Origin of the sequence: Fulvimonas soli (assembly GCF_003148905.1) — a bacterium.
In the GTDB taxonomy this organism is placed as follows: domain Bacteria; phylum Pseudomonadota; class Gammaproteobacteria; order Xanthomonadales; family Rhodanobacteraceae; genus Fulvimonas; species Fulvimonas soli.
This window is the reverse complement of the sequence record NZ_QGHC01000021.1, coordinates 1-22906: the sequence shown is the minus strand read 5'-3', so window position 1 is coordinate 22906 and position 22906 is coordinate 1. Positions and strand designations below refer to the sequence as shown.

20 protein-coding genes are annotated in these 22906 nt (G+C 73.4%); 17 read left to right on the top strand and 3 right to left on the bottom strand.

Annotated features, from left to right (window positions below):
* Positions 1–462 precede the first annotated feature (462 nt).
* The 4 genes from C7456_RS16165 (at position 463) to C7456_RS16150 (ending at position 4412) form a co-directional block, all read left to right on the top strand.
* Positions 463–1608: a homoserine dehydrogenase family protein gene (locus tag C7456_RS16165; protein WP_109724833.1), complete on the top strand. Its 1146-nt coding sequence runs from the start codon at positions 463–465 to the stop codon at positions 1606–1608.
* Positions 1605–2594 (top strand): homoserine kinase, encoded by a 990-nt coding sequence (locus C7456_RS16160; RefSeq protein WP_109724832.1) that lies wholly within the window; start codon positions 1605–1607, stop codon positions 2592–2594. The genes C7456_RS16165 and C7456_RS16160 overlap by 4 nt, the downstream gene beginning before the upstream one ends.
* A complete protein-coding gene (gene thrC / locus C7456_RS16155; RefSeq protein WP_245889913.1) occupies positions 2591–3904 on the top strand; it encodes a threonine synthase in 1314 nt (437 codons plus the stop codon). Before C7456_RS16160 ends, thrC begins: the two co-directional genes overlap by 4 nt.
* Positions 3905–4160: 256 nt before the next feature.
* The gene (locus tag C7456_RS16150) at positions 4161–4412 is read left to right on the top strand and encodes a DUF6868 family protein (RefSeq protein WP_109724831.1); all 252 of its coding nucleotides are present in this window, start codon (positions 4161–4163) and stop codon (positions 4410–4412) included.
* A gap of 183 nt (positions 4413–4595) precedes the next feature.
* Here C7456_RS16150 and C7456_RS16145 read toward each other — a convergent pair whose 3' ends face one another.
* Complete coding sequence (locus C7456_RS16145) at positions 4596–5165, bottom strand: hydrolase (RefSeq protein WP_109724830.1); 570 nt, start codon at positions 5163–5165, stop codon at positions 4596–4598.
* A 46-nt stretch (positions 5166–5211) separates the two neighbouring features.
* Between C7456_RS16145 and C7456_RS17270 the strand changes: the two genes are divergently transcribed.
* From C7456_RS17270 to C7456_RS17260, 13 genes are all read left to right on the top strand, one after another.
* Complete coding sequence (locus C7456_RS17270) at positions 5212–5838, top strand: TetR family transcriptional regulator (protein ID WP_170120241.1); 627 nt, start codon at positions 5212–5214, stop codon at positions 5836–5838.
* Between the two features lie 347 nt (positions 5839–6185).
* Positions 6186–6323, top strand: coding sequence for a hypothetical protein (locus tag C7456_RS17265; protein WP_170120240.1), 138 nt, complete (start codon positions 6186–6188; stop codon positions 6321–6323).
* Between the two features lie 114 nt (positions 6324–6437).
* Positions 6438–8090, top strand: a complete 1653-nt coding sequence (locus C7456_RS16135) for a 2-isopropylmalate synthase (RefSeq protein ID WP_109724829.1) — start codon at positions 6438–6440, stop codon at positions 8088–8090.
* Positions 8087–9103: a branched-chain amino acid transaminase gene (locus C7456_RS16130; protein ID WP_109724828.1), complete on the top strand. Its 1017-nt coding sequence runs from the start codon at positions 8087–8089 to the stop codon at positions 9101–9103. Before C7456_RS16135 ends, C7456_RS16130 begins: the two co-directional genes overlap by 4 nt.
* Entirely contained in the window at positions 9100–10515 is a 1416-nt protein-coding gene (leuC, locus tag C7456_RS16125) for a 3-isopropylmalate dehydratase large subunit (RefSeq protein ID WP_109724827.1), read from the top strand. The genes C7456_RS16130 and leuC overlap by 4 nt, the downstream gene beginning before the upstream one ends.
* A 262-nt stretch (positions 10516–10777) precedes the next feature.
* Complete coding sequence (gene leuD, locus C7456_RS16120; RefSeq protein WP_109724826.1) at positions 10778–11362, top strand: 3-isopropylmalate dehydratase small subunit; 585 nt, start codon at positions 10778–10780, stop codon at positions 11360–11362.
* A 151-nt stretch (positions 11363–11513) separates the two neighbouring features.
* Positions 11514–12611 carry a 3-isopropylmalate dehydrogenase gene (gene leuB / locus C7456_RS16115; RefSeq protein ID WP_109724825.1) on the top strand — a complete coding sequence of 366 codons (1098 nt, stop codon included), beginning with the start codon at positions 11514–11516 and terminating at the stop codon, positions 12609–12611.
* Positions 12612–12962: 351 nt separating this feature from the next.
* Positions 12963–14672 carry a dihydroxy-acid dehydratase gene (gene ilvD / locus C7456_RS16110; protein ID WP_109724824.1) on the top strand — a complete coding sequence of 570 codons (1710 nt, stop codon included), beginning with the start codon at positions 12963–12965 and terminating at the stop codon, positions 14670–14672.
* Complete coding sequence (gene ilvC, locus C7456_RS16105; RefSeq protein WP_109724823.1) at positions 14669–15682, top strand: ketol-acid reductoisomerase; 1014 nt, start codon at positions 14669–14671, stop codon at positions 15680–15682. The genes ilvD and ilvC overlap by 4 nt, the downstream gene beginning before the upstream one ends.
* Before the next feature lie 269 nt (positions 15683–15951).
* On the top strand, positions 15952–17751 hold the full coding sequence (gene ilvB, locus C7456_RS16100; protein ID WP_109724843.1) for a biosynthetic-type acetolactate synthase large subunit: 1800 nt from the start codon (positions 15952–15954) through the stop codon (positions 17749–17751).
* A 247-nt stretch (positions 17752–17998) separates the two neighbouring features.
* Positions 17999–18250: an acetolactate synthase small subunit gene (gene ilvN, locus C7456_RS16095; protein WP_109724822.1), complete on the top strand. Its 252-nt coding sequence runs from the start codon at positions 17999–18001 to the stop codon at positions 18248–18250.
* Positions 18251–18303: 53 nt separating this feature from the next.
* Positions 18304–19842 carry a threonine ammonia-lyase, biosynthetic gene (gene ilvA, locus C7456_RS16090; protein ID WP_425454643.1) on the top strand — a complete coding sequence of 513 codons (1539 nt, stop codon included), beginning with the start codon at positions 18304–18306 and terminating at the stop codon, positions 19840–19842.
* A 152-nt stretch (positions 19843–19994) separates the two neighbouring features.
* Positions 19995–20159 (top strand): hypothetical protein, encoded by a 165-nt coding sequence (locus C7456_RS17260; RefSeq protein ID WP_170120239.1) that lies wholly within the window; start codon positions 19995–19997, stop codon positions 20157–20159.
* Positions 20160–20572: 413 nt separating this feature from the next.
* Here C7456_RS17260 and C7456_RS16085 read toward each other — a convergent pair whose 3' ends face one another.
* Together C7456_RS16085 and C7456_RS16080 are read right to left on the bottom strand one after the other, a co-directional pair.
* Positions 20573–21634 carry a GGDEF domain-containing protein gene (locus C7456_RS16085; protein WP_245889911.1) on the bottom strand — a complete coding sequence of 354 codons (1062 nt, stop codon included), beginning with the start codon at positions 21632–21634 and terminating at the stop codon, positions 20573–20575.
* Positions 21635–22055: 421 nt separating this feature from the next.
* The gene (locus C7456_RS16080) at positions 22056–22391 is read right to left on the bottom strand and encodes a hypothetical protein (protein WP_109724821.1); all 336 of its coding nucleotides are present in this window, start codon (positions 22389–22391) and stop codon (positions 22056–22058) included.
* Positions 22392–22906 lie beyond the last annotated feature (515 nt).

Sequence of the window (22906 nt, the reverse complement as noted above, 5' to 3'; positions counted from 1 at the left end):
CGGGCGGGCATGGAGGCGGCGCCGCCTGCCGCCCTTCCCCGCGTCGGGTCGCTCGCGGCCGGAGGCCGCTCCCACCAAGGCTTGCGAGAGACCCTGGGGGGAGCGGCCTCCGGCCGCGGGCCCTGACCGCCGCGCCGTGTGGACCGACGTCCACTCCTTACGCCTTTCCTTGCCTTGACCCGCGCGCGGGCGGTTGACAGCCGCCGCCGGACCTGCCTATTGTCGAATCCATGTCGCGCCTCACGCCGCCCGCACCGATGCCTTCCGTCCCGGCCCCCGCCGGGCGCATCGCGCCGGCCGCGCGCGCGATCGCCACCATCACCACCATTACCACCACGACCTGGTCGGGGTGGGTACCGGTGCGCGAGCAGTAATCCTACGAACGCAACGGCCCGCCCTCGACGAGGCGGGCCGGTCCATGCCGACGCCGCCGACGGATGCGGGCCTCCCACGGAGGCTCCCATGGACATCGCAGTCGCAGAACCCGCCCAACCCAGGCTCCCGCCGCCCGCGCCGGCATGGTCGCCCGCGCGGCCGCGCCGGCTCGCGCTCGGCCTGATCGGCCCCGGCCGCGTCGGCAGCGCCCTGCTCGACCAGCTGCAGCGGGCGCGCGCGCGGCTCGCCCTCGACGCCGGGCTGGAACTCGCGTTGCGCGGCGTCGCCGCCAGCCGGCGCATGTGGCTGGACTGCGACGACCCCGAGCTCAACGGCCGCCACGGCGGCGCGCAGACCTGGCGGCCCGCCGACCTCGACGCCTTCGCCGCGCACGTGCGCGGCGGCGAGGGCCACGCCCTGCTGATCGACTGCAGCGCGCACGAGGCGGTGGCCGCGCGCTACGCCGGCTGGCTCGCCGCCGGGCTGCACGTGGTCACGCCCAACAAGCTCGCCGCCAGCGGCCCGCTGGACCGCTGGCGCGCGATCCGCCGCGCCGCCGCCCAGGGCGGCGCGCGGCTGCGCTACGAGGCCACCGTCTGCGCCGGCCTGCCGGTGGTGCAGACCCTGCGCGACCTGGTCGACACCGGCGACGAGCTGCTCGCGGTCGAGGGCATGTTCTCCGGCACGCTGGCCTGGCTGTGCAACCGCCACGACGGCCGGCAGCCGTTCTCCGCGCTGCTGCGCGAGGCGCACGCGCTCGGCTACACCGAGCCCGACCCGCGCGCCGACCTGTCCGGCGCCGACGTGGCGCGCAAGCTGGTGATCCTCGCCCGCGAGGCCGGCTGGCCGCTGTCGCTGGAGGACGTCGAGGTGGAAAGCCTGGTGCCGCCGGCGCTGGACGCGCTGCCGCCGGAGGACTTCCTGCAGCGGCTGGACGCGCTGGACGCGCCGATGGCCGCGCGCCTGGCGCAGGCGCGCGAGGCCGGCGGCGTGCTGCGCCACGTCGCGCGGCTGGACCGCCACGGCCGCGCCAGCGTGCGGCTCGCGGTGCTGCCCGTGCGGCACGCCTTCGCGCACACCCGGCTCACCGACAACATCGTGCAGTTCACCACCCGCCGTTACTGCGACAATCCGCTCACCGTGCAGGGCCCCGGCGCCGGACCGGAGGTCACCGCCGCCGGCGTGTTCGCCGACCTGCTGCGCATCGCCGAAGCGCTGGAGCCCGCCGCATGAACGCCCTTTCGCAGGAACCCGCCCGCATGTCGCCGCAGCCCGCCCGCCACGCCGTCGCCTTCGCGCCCGCCTGCGTGGGCAACGTCGGCGTGGGCTTCGACATCCTCGGCCACTGCGTGGCCGGCGCCGGCGACCGCGCCGAGGTGCGCCGCATCGACGAACCCACCGTGCGCATCGCCGCCATCCACGGCAGCGCGGCGGCGCTGCCCACCGACCCGGCGCGGAACACCGCGGGCGCCGCGCTGCTCGCGCTGCGCAAGGCGCTGGGGCTGTCCTTCGGCTTCGAGCTGACCCTGCACAAGGGCATCGCGCTGGGCTCGGGCATGGCCGGCTCGGCCGCCTCGGCGGTGGCCGCGCTGGTGGCCGCCAACGCGCTGCTGCCGCAGCCGCTGCCGGCCGAGTCGCTGTACGGCTTCGCGCTGGACGGCGAGCTGGTCGCCAGCGGCGGCCGCCACGGCGACAACGTGGGACCGATGCTGCTGGGCGGCCTGGTGCTCGCCACCGAGTCGCGCCTGCTGCGCATCCCGGTGCCGGCGGCGTGGCACTGCGCGCTGGTGCACCCGCACTTCGTGCTGGAGACGCGCCAGGCGCGCGCCGCGCTGGCCGGCGATTACCGCCTCGGCGAGTTCGTGGCGCAGAGCGCCAACCTCGCGCTCACCCTGGCCGGCTGCTACCGCGGCGACGCCGCGCTGGTGCGCGAGGGCCTGAAGGACGTGCTGGTCGAGCCGCGCCGCGCGCCGCTGGTGCCCGGCTTCGCGCGGGTGAAGCAGGCCGCGCTCGGCCACCGCGCGCTCGGCGCCAGCATCTCCGGCGGCGGCCCCAGCGTGTTCGGCTGGTACGAGTGCCAGGCCGACGCGCTGGCCGCCGCCGAGGCGATGCGCGCGGCCTTCGCCGCGGAAGGGCTGGACAGCGACGCCTTCGTCGCGCCGATCGACGGCCCCGCCGCCGCGCTGCTGGCGCTGGACGGCGTGGAGGTGGCGGCGTGAGCGTGCCGCTGCGCTGCGTCAGCACGCGCGGCGGCGCGCCCGCCGTGCCGCTGGGCGAAGCCATCGCCGCCGGCCTCGCGCCGGACGGCGGGCTGTACGTGCCCGAGCGCCTGCCGGCGCTCGACCCGGCCGCCTTCGGCCCGCGCGGCACCCTGGCCGACACCGCCGCCGCCCTGCTCGCGCCGTTCTTCGCCGGCGACCCGCTGGCGGACGCGCTGCCCGCGATCTGCGCCGAGGCGCTGGACTTGCCGGTGCCGCTGCGCCCGCTCGCCGGCCGCGCCGACGCGCGGGTGCTGGAGCTGTTCCACGGCCCCACCGCCGCGTTCAAGGACGTGGGCGCGCGCTTCCTCGCCGCCTGCCTGCGCCGCCTGCCGCGCAGCGACGCGCGGCCGCTGACCATCCTGGTCGCCACCTCCGGCGACACCGGCGCGGCGGTGGGCGCGGCCTTCCACGGCCAGCCCGGCGTGCGCGTGGCGATCCTGTATCCGGACGGCCTGGTCTCGCCGCGCCAGGCGCACCAGCTCGGCAGCTTCGGCGGCAACGTGCGCGCGCTGCGCGTGGCCGGCCGCTTCGACGACTGCCAGCGCATGGTCAAGGCCGCGCTCAACGACGCCGGCCTGCAGCGCGCCGTGCCGCTCAGTTCCGCCAACAGCATCAGCCTGGGCCGCCTGCTGCCGCAGATGAGCTACTACGCGCACGCCGCGCTGCAATGGCGGCACGGGCACGGCGGCACGCTCGACTTCATCGTCCCCACCGGCAACCTCGGCAACGCGCTCGCCTGCGTGTGGGCGCGCGCACTGGGCCTGCCGGTGGGCGAGATCCGCCTGGCCTGCAACGCCAACGCCACCCTGCCCGAGTTCTTCGCCGGCGCCGGCTACCGCCCGCGCGAGGCCCGCGCCACCCTCGCCAACGCGATGGACGTGGGCGCGCCCAGCAACTTCGAGCGGCTGCGCTGGACCTACCGCGGCGACGACGAAGCGCTGCGCCGCGCGCTGCGCGCCGACAGCGTGGACGACGCGACGATCCGCGCCACCCTGCTGCGCCACGCGCGCGAGCGCGGCGAGGCGTTCTGCCCGCACACCGCCACCGCGCTGGCCCTGCTCGACCGCGAGCCGCCGCGCGAGCGAGGCGCATGGGCCGTGGTCGCCACCGCGCATCCGGCCAAGTTCGAGAGCGTGCTGGAGCCGCTGCTGGGCCGGTCCATGGCGGTGCCGCCGGCGCTGGCGGCGATGCTCGAACGTCCGGCACGGGCGGAGCCGCTTCCCGCCACGGACGAATCGCTGAAGCATTGGCTGGAGGCATGGCGATGAGCGCGCGCGGCTCGCCTTCGCGCGCGGCACTCGTCGCCTTCATGCGCCCTTTGCATGCCGTGCTCTCCACTGGGCGACGGGTCCACGGTCTTTCCGGACGGACCCGGCGCGGCCGAGGCCGGGTCGACCGCGATCCTGCCAAGATGCGCGCGGCGACAGCCGAAGCGCCTCGAATGCGAGTGCCGGGCCTGAAAGCCGTAGCCTTTTGCCACCCGTCCCGGTTGCAGGGGTCGTCGGCCCCCCAGCGGAGGTGCCCATGAATTCCGATTTGCCGTTCCGCTTCCTTGCCTGGTCGCTTGCGGCCAACTACCTGATCCTTCTCGTCTGGTTCCTCGCCTTCGCGTTCGCGCGGAACGGGCTCCGCAGGCTGCACGGCCGCTGGTTCGGGCTTTCGGACGACACGTTCGATGCCATCCATTACGGCGGCATGGCCGTCTACAAGATCGGCATCCTGCTGTTCAACCTGGTGCCCCTCGTGGCGCTCTGCCTGGCGCGCCACGGCGGCTAGCGACGCTTTCGGGCCGCTGCCGTCCTGCAGGCGTCCGGGTTCGGGCGTTGCGGGCTCCGCGTCGGGCACCCGGCATCAGGCAAGGCGCACCTTGCCTGTGGTCGCCAACGGCCCTTGCGACTTCGGGCGTGTCCGCCTCGAACGGACCCGGGCCCGGTGGCCGCAATGGCCGCCGCCGTGGTTTCAGCCCAGCATGTCCAGCACCGCCGCCGTCGTGCGCACCCGCCCCAGCCGCGGGAAGATGCGCTCCACCGCGAAGCGGTGCATGTCGGCGTCGGTGGCGCTCATCGCGTCCTCGGCGAAGACCACGGCGTAGCCGTGCTCCCACGCCGCGCGGGCGGTGGACTCCACGCCGATGTTGGTGGCGATGCCGCCGAGCACGATGGTGGCGATGCCGCGGCGGCGCAGCTGCAGGTCCAGCTCGGTGCCGTGGAAGGCGCCCCACTGGCGCTTGACGATGTGGATGTCGCGCGCGCCGGCGTCCAGCTCGTCGGCGTACTCCATCCAGTCCGGCGGCAGGGCGCGGGCGGGGCTGGGCGCGTCCACCGGCTGCCGCAGCGCGTCGCCGCCGTCGGCCGACCAGCCCACCCGCACCAGCACCACCGGCGCGCCGCGCTCGCGGAAGCGCCCGGCCAGCGCGCCGGCCCGGGCCAGCACGTCGGCGGCGGCATGCGGTCCGCCGGCATAGGATGCGATACCTTTCTGCAGGTCGATGAGCACCAGGGCGGTCGTGCGCGGGTCGAGCCTTTCCATGCGGGCCTCCGGGAGAAAAAGTGAGGATATCCTCACATTTTAATTTATGAGGAATGCCTCGCAAAACTCGGGTGCGGCCAGGCGCGCGCCGCGGCGCCGGCGCGGGCACGAGCGCGTCGCCGCGCTGCTGGAGGCCGCCGCCGCCTGCTTCGTCGAGAAAGGCTACGACGGTGCCACCATGACCGGGATCGCCGCGCGCGCCGGCGCCGCGATCGGCTCGCTGTACCAGTTCTTCCCGACCAAGGAGGCGCTGGCGCTGGCGCTCGCCGCCGCCTACGCGGACGCGCTGGAACGGCAGCTGCAACGGCTGGCGGCGCGCTCGGCCGGCTGGACGCCGGAGCACCTGGCGGCGCAGCTGGTGCGCCTGCTCGGCGCCTTCCGCCGCCGCCACCCGGCCTTCGCCGCGCTGGCCGAGGCCGCCGCGACGCAGCCGGCGCTGCGCACGCTCGCCGTGCGCCGGCGCCTGCGCGAAGGGCTGCGCGAGCTGCTGCGCGGCCACGCCCCCGGCCTGGCCGAGGCCGAGCTGCAGGCGGCCGCGGTGGTGGTGCTGCAGCTGATGAAGGCGGCGGTGGCGCTGGGCGGCGAGCCCGGCCTGTCCGGCCGCCGCGCCGCGCTGGCCGGACTGGAACGCGCGCTGGCGCTCTACCTGGCCGACCTGTCTCGACCGGCCTGACCCGCCGACCGACCGGCCGGCCGGCGGAAGGACCGGCTCCCCGGCTCATGTCCCTTAGCCATGGGAATGGGGCAACGCCCCCAGTCCGAAGGCACGGCCACACCGGCACGCCGCGGGCACGCACGCATGCGCGGGAACGCCGTCCACCCACGCCTTTCCGCGTACCGGAACGGCATCGCATGGCACGCCTTCGCGCGCGCCTCGCGCACGCGCATGCGCGCGCGAATGGGCAAGCGTCCTTACCCATCCGGATGTCTAGCCGTCCAAACGCCTTCCGGCCGCATAGAAGCATTTGTCATAAGCGCGGCTGTTGACAGAACCGCAAGCGCGGGTTTAGGGTCGACTCCATGCCGCAGCGCAACAGCCACCGCAACTTCGCCGAGACGAGCCGCCACGTGGCGTTCGCCGGCCTGCTGCGGCTCCGCGGCACGCTGCTCCTTGCCCTTGTACTCGTACTTCTCATTACCAGCGGAGGTGCGGGCTGAGGGCGTGTGTCCAGGTGACTAGCAAAGCAACCTGAAGACTCCCGAAGAACCCCGCACCAGAGATGGCGCGGGGTTTTTTGTTGCCCTCGGTGACGCACCAGCGGAGACCGAGCGATGAACCCGACCAGCACGGCGAACCCCACGGACCACGGCGGCGAAGCGGCCGCCGAGCCGCACGTACGCATCTTCGACACCACCCTGCGCGACGGCGAGCAGGCGCCCGGCTTCTCGATGGACCGCCGCGCCAAGCTGCGCATGGCGCAGACGCTGGAGGCGCTGGGCGTGGACGTGCTGGAGGCCGGCTTCCCGCAGGCCTCGCCGGACGACTTCGCCGCGGTGGCGGAGATCGCCGGCACGCTGACCACCAGCACCGCCTGCGGCCTCGCGCGCTGCGTGCCCGGCGACATCGAGACCACCGCGCGCGCGCTGGAGAAGGCGCGCCGCGCGCGCATCCACCTGTTCCTCTCCACCAGCCCGCTGCACCGCGAGCACAAGCTCAACATGAGCAAGCAGCAGGTGCTGGACACCGCGGTCGCCTCGATCGAGCGCGCGGTGCAGCTGTGCGACGAGGTGGAGTTCTCGGCCGAGGACGCCACGCGCACCGAGCGGGAGTTCCTGGCCGAGGTGTTCGGCGCCGCGGCGGCGGCCGGCGCCACCACGCTGAACGCGCCGGACACGGTGGGCTACGCCACGCCGATGGAGATCGCCGAGCTGTTCGCGTACCTGCGGGCGAACGTGCGCGGCGCGGACCGGCTGGTGTTCTCCAGCCACTGCCACGACGACCTGGGCCTGGCGGTGGCCAACAGCCTGGCCGCGATCGGCGCCGGCGCGCGGCAGGTGGAATGCACCGTCAACGGCATCGGCGAGCGCGCCGGCAACGCCGCGCTGGAGGAGATCGTGATGGCGCTGAAGGTGCGCGGCGCCTACTACGGCGCGGACACGCGCATCGACACGCGCCGGCTGGTGCCCGCCTCGCGCCTGCTGGCGCAGGTCACCGGCCAGCCGGTGCCGCGCAACAAGGCGATCGTCGGCGAGAACGCCTTCGCGCACGAGTCGGGCATCCACCAGCACGGCATGCTCAAGCACCGCGGCACCTACGAGATCATGCGGCCGGAAGACGTCGGCATGGCCGAGACCCGGCTGGTGCTGGGCAAGCACTCCGGCCGCCACGCGCTGCGCCAGCGCCTGGCCGCGCTGGGCCACGCCGTCGACGAGGCGGCGATGGACGCGCTGTTCGCCCGCTTCAAGGCGCTGGCCGACAGGAAGCGCGAGGTGACCGACGAGGACCTGGAGGCGCTGGCGCTGGGCCAGGACCCGGACGCCGCCGGTCCCTGGCGCATCACCCAGCTCAACACCGCCACCCACCTGGGCGGCAGCGCCTCGGCCTCGGTGAAGCTGGCCCACGAGGACGGCCGCCAGGCCGCCGAGGCGGCGCTGGGCGACGGTCCGGTGGACGCGGTGCTGCGCGCGATCGAGCGCGCCACCGGCCACGCGGTGGAGCTCACCGACTTCGCCGTGCACGCCATCGGCGAGGGCGGCGACGCGCAGGGCCAGGCCAGCCTCACCGCCCGCCACGCCGGCCGCGCCTGGCGCGGCCACGCGGTCAGCACCGACATCGTCGAGGCCGCCGCCAAGGCCGCGCTGGCCATCGTCAACCGGATCGAGCGCCAGAGCCCGGCGCGCCTTTCCCCTGAAGAACCCGGCCACGGAAGGCCGCCCGCCGACCGCCGCGCGCACGGACGCGCGCGCCAGGAGACCTCCGCATGAACACGCCCTACCTCTGGCACAACGGCCGCATCAGGCCCTGGGCCGACGCCAGCGTCCACGTCAGCGCGCACGCGCTGCACTACGGCTCGTCGGTGTTCGAGGGCGAGCGCGTGTACGCCACGCCGCGGGGCCCGGCCTACTTCCGCCTGGCCGACCACACGCGGCGGCTGTTCGAGTCGGCGCGCGTGTACGAGATCGAGATCGGCTACAGCGAGGAGGAGATCAACGCCGCCTGCCTGGAGCTGATCCGCGCCAACCGCATGGCCTCGGCCTACGTGCGGCCGATCGTGTTCCGCGGCGCCGGCGGCCTGGGCGTGCTGCCGAAGGACGGCGCGCCGGTCGAGGTGGCGATCATGGCGCTGGCCTGGGGCGCCTACCTGGGCGAGGCGGCCGAGCGCGGCGCGGACGTGTGCGTGTCCTCCTGGCACCGCCCGGCGCCGAACACCCTGCCGAGCTGGGCCAAGGCCGGCGGCAACTACCTCTCCAGCCAGCTGATCGCGCTGGAGGCGCAGCGCGGCGGCTACGACGAGGGCATCGCGCTCGGCCACAACGGCCTGCTCGGCGAGGGCGCGGGCGAGAACCTGTTCCTGGTGAAGAAGGGCAGGCTGCTCACGCCGCCGTCCAGCGCCGGCATCCTCGCCGGCATCACCCGCGACAGCGTGATCACCCTGGCCGCCGAGCTGGGCATCCCGGTGGAGGAGCGCGACCTGCCGCGCGAGGCGCTGTACACCGCCGACGAGGTGTTCATGACCGGCACCGCGGCGGAGATCACCCCGGTGCGCTCGGTGGACCGCAAGACGGTCGGCACCGGCCAGCCCGGCCCGGTGACGCGCGCGCTGCGCGAGGCGTTCTTCGGCCTGTTCGACGGGCGCACCGCCGACCGCTGGGGCTGGCTGACGACGGTGACCGGTACTAGTGCGGTCATCCCTGACCGCGAAAGTCAACGAGCGGCCATCCATGGCCGCACTTCTCAAGAAGAGCAAAAAACCGTGGTGGTGGAGGCTTCGGCATGAGCGGTCCGCGCACGCTGTTCGACAAGCTGTGGGACGCGCACCTGGTGGCGCCGGAGAGCGCCGACACGCCGGCGATCCTGTACATCGACCTGCACCTGGTGCACGAGGTGACCTCGCCGCAGGCGTTCGACGAGCTGCGCGCGCGCGGCCTGTCCGTGCGCCGCCCCGAGCGCACGCTGGCCACGCTGGACCACTCCACCCCCACGCTGCCGCCCGGCCCCGACGGCGAGCGCCCCTACGCCAGCGCCGAGGCGAAGGCACAGGTGGCGCAGCTGGAGGCCAACTGCCGCGCCTTCGGCATCGAGCTGCACGGCTGGGACAGCGCCGAGCGCGGCATCGTGCACGTGATCGGCCCGGAACTGGGCGCCACCCAGCCGGGCATGACCATCGTCTGCGGCGACAGCCACACCTCCACCCACGGCGCGTTCGGCGCGCTGGCCTTCGGCATCGGCACCACCGAGGTGGGCCACGTGCTGGCCACGCAGTGCCTGCTGCAACGCAAGCCCAGGACGCTGGCGATCCACGTCGACGGCGCGCTGCCGCCGGGCGTGGGCGCGAAGGACCTGATCCTGCACATCATCGGCCGGATCGGCGTGGACGGCGGTACCGGCCACGTCATCGAGTACCGCGGCGCGGCGATCGAGGCGCTCTCGATGGAGGAGCGCATGACGGTGTGCAACATGTCGATCGAGGCGGGCGCGCGCGCCGGCCTGATCGCGCCGGACGAGACCACCTTCGCCTGGCTGAAGGGCCGCCCGCGCGCGCCGCAGGGCGCGGCGTGGGAGCGCGCGGTGGCGCGCTGGCGCGCGCTCAGGGCCGACGAGGGCGCGCGCTACGACCGCGAGGTGCGCATCGACGCGCGCGAGGTCCGCCCCACCGTCACCTACGGCACCCATCCCGGCATGGCGATCGCCATCGACGCACCGGTGCCGGCCGCGCGCAACCTGCCCGAGCGGCGCGCGCTGGACTACATGAAGAGCGAGGCCGGCAAGCCGATGCAGGGCACGCCGGTGGACGTGGTGTTCGTCGGCAGCTGCACCAACTCGCGCCTGCCCGACCTGCGCGAGGCCGCCGCGGTGCTGCGCGGCCGCCGCGTGGCCGAGGGCGTGCGCATGCTGGTGGTGCCCGGCTCCGAGGCGGTGCGCCGCGCCGCCGAGGCGGAAGGGCTGCACGAGGTGTTCCGCGCCGCCGGCGCGGAATGGCGCGTGCCCGGCTGCTCGATGTGCATCGCCATGAACGGCGACCTCGCGCAGCCGGGACAGCTGGTCGTGTCCACCTCCAACCGCAACTTCGAGGGCCGCCAGGGCAAGGGCGCGCGCACCGTGCTGGCCAGCCCCGCCACCGCCGCGGCGTCCGCCGTGGCCGGGCGCATCGCCGACCCGCGCGAGTTCCTGGCGGAGGCCGCGGCATGAGCGCCCGCATTGCAGCTCTTCTCCCTCTCCCCTCCGGGGAGAGGGCCGGGGTGAGGGGCCGCGCTTGCGGCATCCCTGCATCGAAGCGCGCTTCGATCATCAGCGTCGCCGCGAGCACCCACCCCTCACCTCGATCCTCTCCCCGAAGGGGAGAGGAGGCGAACGCAAACCGCTTGCGGCGAGCACCCGCCCCTCATCCGCCCCTGCGGGGCACCTTCTCCCCCGCGGGGGAGAAGGGACTTTGTCCTTCGGAGGTTTTCTGATGCAGCCGATCACCCGCATCCACTCGCGCACCGCCGTGCTGTCGGACGAGAACATCGACACCGACCGCATCATCCCCGCGCGCTTCCTCACCACCACCACCCGCGAGGGCCTGGGCAGGCTCTGCTTCCACGACTGGCGCTACCTGCCCGAGGGCGGCGACAACCCCGCCTTCCCGCTCAACAAGCCGGAGGCGAAAGGCTGCGCCATCGTGGTGGCCGGGCGCAACTTCGGCTGCGGCTCCTCGCGCGAGCACGCGCCGTGGGCGCTGCTGGACTTTGGGCTCCGCGCGGTGCTGTGCAGCGAGATCGCGGACATCTTCCGCAACAACGCGCTGAAGAACGGCCTGCTCGCCATCGTGATCGACGAGGCCGAGCACCGCTGGCTGCTCGAACACCCCGGCATCGAGCTGGCGATCGACGTGGCCGGCCAGTACGTGGAACTGCCCGACGGCGGCCGCATCGGCTTCCGCCTGGAACCCTTCGCCCGCCACTGCCTGCTCCACGGCGTGGACCAGCTCGGCTTCCTGCGGCAGCACGAGGACGCGATCGCGGCGTTCGAGGCCCGCTTCGAGAGGGCGGCATGAAACCCATGACACGCCACGCATCCCCTCACCGTCGTCCCAGCGAAAGCCGGGACCCAGCAACTTCCGCATCCCCGGCGAAGGCGCTGGATCCCGGCTTCCGCCGGGATGACGGCGACGACGAAACCGTTATCCCGCACGAGGACACCCGCGCATGAAAGCCCGCATCGTCACCCTGCCCGGCGACGGCGTCGGCCCGGAGGTCACCGCCGCCGCGGTGGCCGTGCTGGAAGCCGTCGCCGGGCACTACGGCCACGACTTCGCGTTCGCCGAGCACCCGATCGGCGGCTGCGCCATCGACGCCACCGGCGAGCCGCTGCCGGCGGCCACGCTCGAGGCCTGCCAGCGCGCCGACGCGGTGCTGCTGGGCGCGGTGGGCGGGCCGAAGTGGTCCGACCCGAACGCGCCGGTGCGCCCCGAGCAGGGCCTGCTGGCGCTGCGCGCGGGCCTGGGCGTGTACGCCAACCTGCGCCCGCTCGCCGTGCACCCGGCGCTGGCCGCGCTGTCGCCGCTGAAGACCGAGAAGCTCAGGGGCGTCGACGTGCTGTTCGTGCGCGAGCTGACCGGCGGCGCCTACTTCGGCGCCAAGACGCGCGGCGCCGACGCCGCCACCGACGAGTGCAAGTACACCGTGGCCGAGATCGAGCGCGTGGCGCGCCGCGCCTTCGAGCTGGCGCGCGGCCGCCGCCGGCACGTCACCTCGGTGGACAAGGCCAACGTGCTGGAGACCTCGCGGCTGTGGCGCAGCACGATCGCGCGCGTGGCCGCCGACTACCCGGACGTGGGGCTGGAGCACCAGCTGGTCGACTCGATGGCGATGCTGCTGCTGACCCAGCCCTCCCGCTACGACGTGGTAGTCACCGAGAACCTGTTCGGCGACATCCTCACCGACGAGGCCGCGGCGCTGGCCGGCTCGCTGGGCCTGCTGCCCTCCGCCTCGCTGGGCGAGGGCAGCCACGGCCTGTACGAGCCGATCCACGGCTCGGCGCCGGACATCGCGGGCCAGGGCGTCGCCAACCCGGTCGGCGCGATCCTCTCCGCCGCGCTGCTGCTGCGCCACTCGCTGGGCCTGGAGGCCGAGGCGCAGGCGGTCGAGGCCGCCGTGGCGCAGGTGCTGGAGCACGGCCCGCGCAGCCGCGACCTCGGCGGCAACGCCGGCACCGCGGCGGTGCTCGACGCGGTGCGGATCGCGCTGGAGGACCATGCCGCGACCAGCCACGCCTTCTTCAGCGGGGTGCGCGCATGCGGCTGAGGCGCGCCCGTGCGGATGGTCTGGCCTGGCGGGGCTTGCGGCTGTCGCGGCCGCAGGCCGCTCCCACAGGGGCCTCGCAAGCCTTGGGGGAGCGGCCTGCGGCCGCGAAGGGCTCCCTCGCCAGACAGCCGACTTCCTCCACCGCTCCCGCGAAGGCCCCAACGGGATGCCCGCCGGAGCCCGAAGCCCGCGACCACCACTCCCCCTGCCTTCCGGCCGCCGCGCCACGCGGCGACCGCCGCTTGCTCTCCTGCGTGCAGTCCGCCATGGACAACCTCCCTCAGGCGTACCTCCCCGGCGCCGTCCCGCGCTGCACGCAGGGGGCTCTTTTCTTCCCGTTCCGGAGCTTTCATGCGCAGTGACATCATGAAGAGCGGTCCCGACCGCGCCCCCGCCCGCGCGATGATGCGCGCGACCGGCCTCGACGACGCGGCCATCGCGCGGCCGCTGGTCGCGGTGGTGCACACCTACTCCAACGTCAGCCCGTGCAACCTCGGCCTGCGCGAGCTGGCCGAGCACGCCGCCGCCGGCATCCGCGCCGCGGGCGGCACGCCGGTGGAGTTCAACACCGTCTCGGTCACCGACGGCATGGCGATGGGCACGCCCGGCATGCGCGCCTCGCTGGTCAGCCGCGAGGTGATCGCCGACTCCATCGAGCTGGCGGTGGACGGCCACTGCCTCGACGCGATGGTGGTGCTGTGCGGCTGCGACAAGACCATCCCGGCCGCGGCGATGGCGCTGGCGCGCCTGAACATCCCCGGCGTGGCGCTGTACGGCGGCACCATCGCGCACGGCACCCACGACGGCCACCCGATCACCATCCAGCAGGTGTTCGAGGCGGTGGGCGCGCACGGCGCGGGCCGGATCAGCGACGCCGAACTGGCCTCGGTGGAGAAGGACGCCTGCCCCGGCGCCGGCGCCTGCGGCGGCCAGTTCACCGCCAACACCATGGCGATGGTGCTGTCCACGCTGGGCCTGTCGCCGCTGGGCTTCAACGACATCCCGGCCACGCACCCGGCGAAGAAGCACGCCGCCTACCGCTGCGGCGAGCTGGCGATGGAGTGCCTGGAGGCCGGCCGCACGCCGCGCGAGCTGCTCACCCGCACCGCCTTCCGCAACGCCGCGCGCATGGTCGCCGCCACCGCCGGCTCCACCAACGCGGTGCTGCACCTGCTGGCGATCGCGCGCGAGGCCGGCACCGAGTGGACGCTGGAGGACTTCCAGCCCGCCTCCGAGCAGACCCCGGTGATCGCCGACCTGCTGCCCGGCGGCCGCTACACCGCGGTGGAGCTGTTCGGCGCCGGCGGCAGCGCGCGCGTGGCGCAGGAGCTGATCGCCGCCGGCATGCTGGAGGACGCGCCCACCGTCACCGGCCGCTCGCTGTTCGAGGAGGCCGCCGCCGCGCCGCGCGCGGAGCGGCAGGACGTGGTGCATCCGGTGGGCGCCCCGCTCAAGCCGCGCGGCGGCTACTCGATCCTGTACGGCAACCTCGCGCCGGAGGGCTGCATCCTCAAGCTGGTCGGCAAGGGCGGCGGCCATTTCGAGGGCCGCGCGCGCGTGTTCGAGAGCGAGGAGCAGGCCTTCGCCGCGGTGCAGGGCGGCACCATCGCCAAGGGCGACGTGATCGTGATCCGCAACGAGGGCCCCGCCGGCGGCCCCGGCATGCGCGAGATGCTCGGCGTCACCGCCGCGCTGGTCGGCCGCGGGCTGGGCGACGACGTGGCGCTGATCACCGACGGCCGCTTCTCCGGCGCCACCCACGGCTACATGGTCGGCCACATCGCGCCGGAGGCGGCGCGCGGCGGCCCGATCGCGCTGCTGGAGGACGGCGACCGCATCGTCATCGACGCGGTGGCCCGCACGATCGCCACCGACGCCGACCTCGCCGCGCGCCGCGCGGCCTGGCAGCCGCCCGCGCCCAAGGTCACCCGCGGCGCGCTGGCCAAGTACGCGCTGATGGTCGGCTCGGCCTCGGACGGCGCCACCACCCACCCTGGCCCGGGCGCATCCGGCCCGGCCTTCCAGACTTCCAAACCCACTACCGCAGGAGTCACCGCATGAGCACCACCAACGACACGCTCGCCAAGGCGCGCATCGCCGTCCTCGGCTACGGCAGCCAGGGCCGCGCCCACGCCCTCAACCTGCGCGACTCCGGCCTCGACGTCGTGGTCGGCCTGCGCAAGGGCGGCCCCTCGTGGGAGAAGGCCCGCGCGGAAGGGTTCAACGTGGCCGAGCCGGCCGAGGCGGTGAAGGGCGCCGACCTGGTCGCCGTGCTCACCCCCGACATGGTGCAGCCGGCGCTGTACCGCGACGCCATCGCGCCGAACATCAAGCCCGGCGCGGCGCTGCTGTTCGCGCACGGCTTCAACGTGCACTTCGGGCAGATCGGGCCGCGCCAGGACGTCGACGTGATCCTGGTCGCGCCCAAGGGCCCCGGCGCGCTGGTGCGCCGCGAGTACGAGATCGGCCGCGGCGTGCCCTGCATCTGGGCGGTGCACCAGGACGTGAGCGGCCAGGCCGAGGCGAAGGCCAAGGCCTATGCCGACGGCATCGGCGGCGGCCGCGCGCTGCTGATCAAGACCGACTTCAAGGAGGAGACCGAGACGGACCTGTTCGGCGAGCAGGCGGTGCTGTGCGGCGGCGCCAGCTCGCTGGTGCAGGCCGGCTTCGAGACCCTGGTGGAGGCCGGCTACCAGCCGGAGATCGCCTACTACGAGGTGCTGCACGAGCTGAAGCTGATCGTGGACCTGTTCTACGAGGGCGGCATCACGCGGATGCTGGAGTTCGTCTCCGAGACCGCGCAGTACGGCGACTACGTGAGCGGCCCGCGCGTGATCGACGCCGGCGTGAAGGCGCGCATGAAGGAAGTGCTCAAGGACATCCAGGACGGCACCTTCGCCAAGAACTGGATCGCCGAATACCAGGCCGGCCTGCCGAACTACAAGCAGTACAAGCAGGCCGACCTCGAGCACCCGGTCGAGCAGGTCGGCAAACGCTTGCGCGCGCGCATGCCCTGGCTGCAGGCCGCCGCGCCGCAGCCGTCCGCCGAGCCGCTGAAGAAGGTGGGCTGAGCGGTGGCGCCCTCTTTCCGCCGTCATTCCGGCGCAGGGCCTGCCCCGGACCCGATCCGGGGCCGGAATCCAGTGACTGCGCGGCCCGCGCCGAGCGCGGTCGCCCCTGGATCCCGGCCTGCCCCGGGACGACGCGCGGAGGAGAGCCTGCGCGATGCCGCTATCGCCCCAGACACGATCCCGCCACGCCCAAGGAACCCCCGGTGACCACCCAAGCACTGCCAGTCCCCACCACCGACACCGACCGCCACCCGCGCGCCGGCCAGGCGATGAGCGGCGCCGACGTGGTGGTGCAGGTCCTCGCGGACGAAGGCGTGGACGTGCTGTTCGGCTACTCCGGCGGCGCCATCCTGCCGGTGTACGACGCGGTGTTCCGCTACAACGTGGCGCACCCGCGCGCGGACGGCGGCGAGCCGATGCCGCTGGTGGTGCCGGCCAACGAGCAGGGCGCGGGCTTCATGGCGGCCGGCTACGCGCGCGCCTCCGGCAAGGTGGGCGTGGCCATCGTCACCTCCGGCCCCGGCGCCACCAACACGGTGACGCCGGTGCGCGACTCCATGGCCGACTCGATCCCGCTGGTGGTGATCTGCGGCCAGGTGGCCACCGCGGCGATCGGCAGCGACGCCTTCCAGGAGGCGCCGATCAGCAACATCATGGGCGCCTGCGCCAAGCACGTGTTCCTGGTCACCGACGCGGCGAAGCTGGAGGCCACCCTGCGCACCGCCTTCGCCATCGCGCGCAGCGGCCGGCCCGGCCCGGTGGTGGTGGACATTCCCAAGGACGTGCAGAACGCCCCGCTGCGCTATGCCGGCGCGGGCGAGCTGCCGCTGCCCGGCTACCGCGCGCGGCTGGCGCAGGTGGAGCACGCCGAGCTCTCCGACGCCGACTGCGCGGCCTTCTTCGACGCGCTGCGCCGCGCGAAGCGCCCGCTGGTCTACGCCGGCGGCGGCGTGGTCGCCGGCGCCGCCGCGCCGGCGCTGGCCGAATTCGTGGAAGCCTTCGGCCTGCCGGTTGCCACCACGCTGATGGGGCTGGGCGGCTTCGACGGCGCGCATCCGCTGTCGCTGGGCATGCTGGGCATGCACGGCACCGCCTACGCCAACTACGCGGTGGAGGACTGCGACTTCCTGTTCGCGCTGGGCGCGCGCTTCGACGACCGCGTCGCCGGCGTGCCGGAGGCGTTCGCGCCGAACGCGCGCTTCCTGGCGCAGATCGACATCGACCCGGCCGAGATCGACAAGGTCAAGCGCGTGCACTGGCACCACGTCGGCCCGCTGGCGCGCGCGCTGCGCCGGCTCGCCGCGTGGGGCCGCGCGCACGGCGTGCGCACCGAGCTGGCCGAATGGCACGCGCACGTGGCCGCGCTCAAGCGCGACCACGCGCTGGACTACGACCGCGCCAGCCCGCTGATCCAGCCCTACGCCGTGCTGGAGGCGATCGACCGCCACGCGCAGGGCCGCGCGGTGGTCAGCACCGGCGTGGGCCAGCACCAGATGTGGGCGGCGCAGTACCTCACCTTCCGCGCGCCGCGCCAGCTGCTGACCTCCGGCTCGATGGGCACCATGGGCTTCGGCCTGCCGGCGGCGATCGGCGCGCAGTTCGCGCGGCCGGACGCGCTGGTGATCGACGTGGACGGCGACGCCAGCATCCGCATGAACCTGGGCGAGCTGGAGACCGTCACCACCTACGGCCTGCCGGTGAAGATCCTGGTGCTCAACAACCAGGGCGACGGCATGGTGCGGCAGTGGCAGAAGCTGTTCTTCAAGGGCCGCTTCATGGCCTCGGACAAGAGCCTGCACCGCAAGGATTTCGTCAAGGCCGCCGAGGCCGACGGCTTCGCCTGGGCGCGGCGGCTGGAGGACCGGGCGAAGCTGGAGGAGACCGTCGCCGACTTCCTCGCCTTCGACGGCCCGGCCTTCCTGGAAGTGATGATCGACCCCGACGCGGGCGTGTACCCGATGGTGGGGCCGGGGGCGACCTACGCGCAGATGATCACCGGCGATTTCATCCCGGCACGCGCGGCGGCACCAGCGAAGGAGGTCGAGATTCCCGCCACGTCGATGTTCTGAAGGGTTTTCCCTTCTCCCTCCGGGAGAAGGTGGCCCGCAGGGCCGGATGAGGGTGCGGCGAAGCCTCGACGCTTCGCGCTGGCCGCACCCTCACCCGCCCCGGATCAAGTCCGGGGCAGGCTCTGCCGGCACCCTCTCCCGGAGGGAGAGGGATCGCACAGGGAAGCGTGCGGCTTCATCCCCTTCCCCCGGACAGAGAGGGGCCTTCATCCACGGACTCACCACCATGCACCCACGGAGCGCCACCATGAAACACACGCTGTCGATCCTGCTGCAGAACGAGGCCGGCGCACTGGTGCGCGTGGCCGGGCTGTTCGCCGCGCGCGGCCACAACATCGATGCACTGCACGTCAGCGTCACCGAGGACCCCTCGGTATCGCGCCTGGTGCTCACCGTGGTGGGCGACGAGCGCTGCCTGGCGCAGGTGCTCAGCCAGACGCGCAAGCTGGTGGACGTGCTGGCGGTGGAGCATCCCGCCGCGGAGGCGCGCGCCGCGTGAGCGCCCTGCCCGCCGCTGCGGACGGCCCACGCGCCGCGCCCGCGGCCGGCGAAGTGCTGCGCCGCGCACAGGCCGCGCCGGTGTACGAGGTGGCGCGCGAGACGCCGCTGGAGGAGGCGCCGCTGCTCTCCGCGCGGCTGGGTGCGCGCGTGCTGCTCAAGCGCGAGGATCGCCAGAGCATCTTCTCCTTCAAGCTGCGCGGCGCCTACGCGAAGATGGCCGCGCTCGACGCCGCGCAGCGCGCGCGCGGCGTGGTGGCGGCCTCCGCCGGCAACCACGCGCAGGGCGTGGCGCTGGCCGCGGCGCGGCTCGGCATCCGCGCCGCCATCGTGATGCCGGTGACCGCGCCGGCGGTGAAGGTGGAGGCGGTGCGCCGCCTCGGCGGCGCGATGGTGGAAGTGGTCCTTGCCGGCGACTCCTACAGCGAGGCGCAGGCCGAGGCCGCGCGCCTGGTCGCCGCGCGCGGCGCGGTGTTCGTGCACCCGTTCGACGACCCCGACGTGATCGCCGGCCAGGCCACCGTCGCGCTGGAGCTGCTGCGCCAGCACCCGGGCCCGCTGGAAGCGGTGTTCGTGCCGGTGGGCGGCGGCGGCCTGCTGGCCGGCGTAGCGGCGGTGCTGAAGACGCTGCGGCCGGAGGTGCGGGTGATCGGCGTGCAGGCCGCCGACGCCGACGCGATGGCACGCTCGCTGGAACAGGGCCGGCGCGTAGCGCTGGACGAGGTGGGCCTGTTCGCCGACGGCACCGCGGTGAAGCAGGTCGGCGCGCTCACCTTCGCGCTGTGCCGCGAACACGCCGATGCGATGCTGCGGGTGGACACCGACGCGATCTGCGCGGCGATGCGCGACCTCTACCAGGAGACGCGCAGCGTGCCCGAGCCCTCCGGCGCGCTGGCGCTGGCCGGCCTCAAGCAGTACGCCGCCGCGCGCGGCGGCGCGGGCGCGCTGCTGGCGATCGTCTCCGGCGCCAACCTCAACTTCGACCGCCTGCGCTTCGTCGCCGAGCGCGCCGAGCTGGGCGACCGCCGCGAGGCGGTGTTCGCGGTGACCATCCCCGAGCAGCGCGGCAGCTTCCGCCGCTTCTGCGCGGTGCTCGGCCAGCACGCGGTCACCGAGTTCAACTACCGCATCGGCGACGCCGCGCGCGCGCACATCTTCGTCGGCGTGCAGACCGCGGGGGCGGGGGAGCGCGCGCTGCTGGCCGCGGCCTTCGCCGCGCACGGCTTCGGCGTGCTCGACCTCACCGACGACGAGCTGGCCAAGACGCACCTGCGCCACATGGTGGGCGGACGCTCGCCGCTGGCGCGCGACGAGCTGCTGTACCGCTTCGAGTTCCCCGAGCGGCCCGGCGCGCTGGTACGCTTCCTCGACCACCTGCACCCGGACTGGAACGTCAGCCTGTTCCACTACCGCAACCACGGCGCCGACACCGGCCGCATCCTGGTCGGCCTGCAGGTGCCGCCGGCCGAGCGGCCGCTGCTGGCCGGCTTCCTCGACCGCCTCGGCTATCCGTACCGCGACGAGAGCGCCCACCCGGCCTACCGGCTGCTGCTGTGCCAGGCGCCCGCCGCGGACCGGGGGGACGGGTGCTAGCAACATCCGCGGCGGAGGGGAACGGCCGTCCCGCCAGCCACCGGCGCCCCCGCCTGCGCGCCCGGCGGCGCGTGCCTTCACCCGTCGCTCGCACCGCGTTTACGGCGGCCGGCCAATGCTGATGACTCCCCCGCCAACGGAGAGCATCCGCCATGCCCGCCAACCCGATGAACCCGCAGCCGCCCATCGTCCAGCCCGGCATCCAGCCGCCGGACGAGGAGATCCGCAACCCCGGCCACGCGCATCCCGAGCGCGAGGCCGACCCCGAACCGCTGCCCGAAGGCGACGGGGACGAGCTGGACCTGCCGCCACCTTGAGCGTCTGTTCAAAAATCTTCCGGTGGGATGGGTGCCGGGAAGACCGATTGGATGAAGCGCGGGTGAGTGTGGAGGCGGCACTCACCGTTCTTCCATTGCCTCCCGCGCTTCCTCCAGCCAGGCAAAGCCGCGTCCGACCACCCGGCGTGGAGCATGGCTTCGACGGACAGCACCGAGGCCGTTGGCGGCCTCGCGTCAGGTTGATCGCGGCCGGAGGCCGCTCCCACAGGGAGCCTCGCCAGCCTTGTGGGAGCGGCCTGCGGCCGCGATGCCCTGACCCTCGCCGCACCCCACCCTGCCGCGCCATCGCAGACCGGCGCACTCCTTCGCTCTTCCTTGGCCCGCGCGCAGACGGCTACCCGGCGGAGCACGGGGAGATCGTAAACAGGCGCCGAGCGCCGGCTAAGGAACCGTCAGAACAGATCGACGCTGCCCACCGGCGCGGCGGCGCCCAGCGCGCCCTGCGCCACCAGCGCCTCGTAGTGGGCGACGCGGTCGCGGCCGTGGTTCTTGGCGAAGTACAGTGCCTTGTCGGCGCGGTCGAGCACCGTGGCCGGGTAGTCGTGCGCGCCGACGCCGACGAAGCCGACGCTGACCGTGACGCGGCCGATCTGCGGGAAGTCGTGGCCGGCCACGCGCGCGCGGAAGCGCTCCAGCGCCTCGTGCGCGCCGGTCGGGTCGGTGGCGGCCAGCAGCACCACGAACTCCTCGCCGCCGAAGCGGAACAGCACGTCCTCCGGACCGAAGCTGGCGCGCATGTGCTGGGCCAGCAGCAGGATCACCTCATCGCCGTACAGGTGGCCGTAGGTGTCGTTGATGCGCTTGAAGTGGTCGATGTCCAGGATCGCCAGCCACAGCCGCCCCTCGCGCTGCAGCAGCCGCTGCAGCTGGCGCTCGAAGGTGCGGCGGTTGTACAGGCCGGTGAGCTTGTCCCGCTCGCTCTCGTGCAGCAGCACGATGTAGTTGGCGTAGATGCGCGCGAAGCCGTCCACCAGCAGGCGCAGCGCGTCGGGCGCGTACAGGTCCTCCAGCAGCAGCGCGCCCAGCGCCTGGCCGTCGCGGTGGATCGGCACCAGCATGTGGCAGCCGCCGCCCTCGGTGCGCTCGATGCGGCCGTGCATCTGCGCCGCGCACTGGCGCATCGACTCCAGCAGCGGCACGCCGGCGGCCGGCTCCAGCGACTCGATGATGTGGCCGCCGTGCGCGCGGGCGGTGCAGCGCACCAGGCTCTCCGGCGTGATGCCGGCCTCGCCGGCGCGCTTGTACAGCGTCACCGCGCGCGCGCCGGCCAGCTCGGCCAGCGACAGCGTGAGGCTCTGGTCCAGCGCGTCGATGTCGCGGTGGTGGGTGAACTGCGCCACCGAGTCGAGCACGCGCTTGTGCGCCAGCCCGCCCAGCGCGTGCAGCCCCGCGCCGGACACGGCGTCGTGCGGCGGCGAAGGCTGTTCGGCGGGTTGGGTATGGCGTGCGGACACGGCGGTGCTCATGCAGCGGTGACGGCGCACGCCGCCGGCCGGGTTCATCCCGGCGGCCCCGCGCCATGGCGTTCTTTGCGTTCGGACGGGGTATCGACCGTCTCCGCGGGAACTTGAGCGGCGTGTGCGGCGCGACCGCTTCACGCCACGCCACCACGGGCAGCATGCGGCGCTTCCGTATGGCATCCACGTCCCGCAAGCGACCGCGCCAGCAGCGCCTGGCCGCCGCCAGCCCGCACCGCCCCGCGCTGCATGCGCCCTGCCGGAACTCCATCCATGCCGGCCGTGCGCTGGACTGGCTGCCGCAATGGCTGCCCGCGAGCCATCGCCGCGACAAGGCGCCCACAATCAGGAATGTTCAAGTGGGGCCTAACGCCTGGGTCAAGCCGCGCCGCGAAGCGGCGTCGGCTTGACCGAACCGTCAGGCGGCACCGATGGAGATATCCACTGGCTCAAACTCAGCAAACATCTGCTGGGCCTCCGCAAGCGATGACAATGGCACACAGTCGCAGGCGGCACCGAACTCGCTCCACAGAGCCTGGACGGCCTGATTGCCATGCGCGGCATGGATTGCCTCGATCGACCGCCACTCGAAAACCTCGATGATCGTCCCGTCAGCGGCACGCATGGCATAGGGTGGCTTGTCGCTGACAAGCCGTTCGGAGCGGAGAACGGCCACATGCTTTTTGACCACCGCCAGCAGCGCCTGCTCCATGCCAGGCTTGGGCTTGTACGCGACAATGACAAAGCGTCCCATGCGGGATCTCCTCTTTTCAGACCACCCAACACTCAATTTGGGCGACGGTAAAGCCCGCCTTGAACGAAATGTCTGGCATGGACACCGAGTGTGTTGTTGTAGATGGCGATAAGCGACCAAGCCAAGGCGAGCACAAGAATACAGGCGACCGATTTGCCTTTTGACGCCTAACGCCAGAATTAAGCCGAGCCGCGAAGCGGCTTCGGCTTGAATGAATTGTTAAGCAGCAGCCTAACCCTCATGGCGGTAGAAAGTGTAGCCAGAGGGTTTGCGGCCAAAGACGCCGGCCAGCCAACCCACAGGCATTGACTGCTCGACGGACAGCACAGGTAGTGAGCCACGGTTTGCTTGGGCATAAGTGCCGCCATAGCGCCACTCAGACAGCACGAGGTCTTTGGCCAAAGACTCAGCGCTTGCAAGTGACCTGCCCCCATCAGCCGTACCAGTGATTACTGATAAAGCCCGGGGTTGGAGGGTACTGCGTTGTTGCCGGTTTGTGCGCGATGGTTGGCGGC

Bases quoted from the DNA above. Each gene is read 5' to 3' on its own strand.
- C7456_RS16165 (WP_109724833.1), top strand. From the start codon at position 463: ATGGACATCGCAGTCGCAGAACCCGCCCAACCCAGGCTCCCGCCGCCC.
- C7456_RS16160 (WP_109724832.1), top strand. From the start codon at position 1,605: ATGAACGCCCTTTCGCAGGAACCCGCCCGCATGTCGCCGCAGCCCGCC.
- C7456_RS16150 (WP_109724831.1), top strand. From the start codon at position 4,161: ATGAATTCCGATTTGCCGTTCCGCTTCCTTGCCTGGTCGCTTGCGGCC.
- C7456_RS16145 (WP_109724830.1), bottom strand. From the start codon at position 5,165: ATGGAAAGGCTCGACCCGCGCACGACCGCCCTGGTGCTCATCGACCTG.
- C7456_RS17270 (WP_170120241.1), top strand. From the start codon at position 5,212: ATGAGGAATGCCTCGCAAAACTCGGGTGCGGCCAGGCGCGCGCCGCGG.
- C7456_RS17265 (WP_170120240.1), top strand. From the start codon at position 6,186: ATGCCGCAGCGCAACAGCCACCGCAACTTCGCCGAGACGAGCCGCCAC.
- C7456_RS16135 (WP_109724829.1), top strand. From the start codon at position 6,438: ATGAACCCGACCAGCACGGCGAACCCCACGGACCACGGCGGCGAAGCG.
- C7456_RS16130 (WP_109724828.1), top strand. From the start codon at position 8,087: ATGAACACGCCCTACCTCTGGCACAACGGCCGCATCAGGCCCTGGGCC.
- leuC (WP_109724827.1), top strand. From the start codon at position 9,100: ATGAGCGGTCCGCGCACGCTGTTCGACAAGCTGTGGGACGCGCACCTG.
- leuD (WP_109724826.1), top strand. From the start codon at position 10,778: ATGCAGCCGATCACCCGCATCCACTCGCGCACCGCCGTGCTGTCGGAC.
- leuB (WP_109724825.1), top strand. From the start codon at position 11,514: ATGAAAGCCCGCATCGTCACCCTGCCCGGCGACGGCGTCGGCCCGGAG.
- ilvD (WP_109724824.1), top strand. From the start codon at position 12,963: ATGCGCAGTGACATCATGAAGAGCGGTCCCGACCGCGCCCCCGCCCGC.
- ilvC (WP_109724823.1), top strand. From the start codon at position 14,669: ATGAGCACCACCAACGACACGCTCGCCAAGGCGCGCATCGCCGTCCTC.
- ilvB (WP_109724843.1), top strand. From the start codon at position 15,952: ATGAGCGGCGCCGACGTGGTGGTGCAGGTCCTCGCGGACGAAGGCGTG.
- ilvN (WP_109724822.1), top strand. From the start codon at position 17,999: ATGAAACACACGCTGTCGATCCTGCTGCAGAACGAGGCCGGCGCACTG.
- C7456_RS17260 (WP_170120239.1), top strand. From the start codon at position 19,995: ATGCCCGCCAACCCGATGAACCCGCAGCCGCCCATCGTCCAGCCCGGC.
- C7456_RS16080 (WP_109724821.1), bottom strand. From the start codon at position 22,391: ATGGGACGCTTTGTCATTGTCGCGTACAAGCCCAAGCCTGGCATGGAG.